This window comes from Phascolarctobacterium succinatutens CAG:287 (genome assembly GCF_000434895.1).
Lineage (GTDB): Bacteria > Bacillota > Negativicutes > Acidaminococcales > Acidaminococcaceae > Phascolarctobacterium_A > Phascolarctobacterium_A succinatutens_A.
Map to the genome: position 1 here is coordinate 1 of NZ_FR892735.1, position 721 is coordinate 721.

Here is a 721-nt window from a genome sequence, read left to right on the forward strand (position 1 = left end):
GCTAAAGCTCTGCTGCTCAAAATTATCATCAACAAATTGACGCGATGAGGTAGACAAAAAGGAATCTACGGCAGCTTTATTGATAACAGTATCATCCGCATAGCACTTACATTGAATCGCCCAATAGTGACCATCCTTTGTTAACGCAACCAAATCTATACCGGTATCACTGCCACCGAATTCTTTTCTATATGGGAACTCATTCCACAGCCAAACTTCTTTTAATAAAATCTCATATTTCTTGGAAGTTTTTAAATAATTGCATATTAATCTTTCAAAGTGAGTACCCTTGTCATGTTCAGTATAAGCCTTTTTTCTTATATCCTGAATAATGCTCCAAAATGTTGCCATCTCTCCAACTCCTTTTTACAATACGAAACAAGTATCACAACCTGCTTTGGATGTATAAAAAAGGAGCCCCCCGAGATTTACAACATTACATAAATCGCCAGGTAACTGCCCCGCTCCACAAGGCATTTATTTGCGCTGTCTCGGAGGGGGACTCATTTGTATATATTTTTATTTTAGCATAAAAAAAATAGAACGTCACGGCTTTTTAGCCGATTCTTACGCAACTTGTTCTAACAAGCCAACTCTTTCCTCAATCCTCCCCCTTCCTGCTCCACTTCCTTTGCGTCACCCGCGCCAGCTCCTGCAGCAAATACTCCGGTCGCACCTCAAAAATAGCAGCCATCTTAAAAAAATTCTCTATGCTCAAAGG

General features: G+C 39.9%; 1 protein-coding gene. It reads right to left on the reverse strand.

What is annotated here, in order from left to right:
* Positions 1 to 351 (reverse strand): restriction endonuclease (locus BN587_RS00020; protein ID WP_044483853.1); only part of this gene is annotated, 351 nt, incomplete at its 3' end.
* Positions 352 to 721 lie beyond the last annotated feature (370 nt).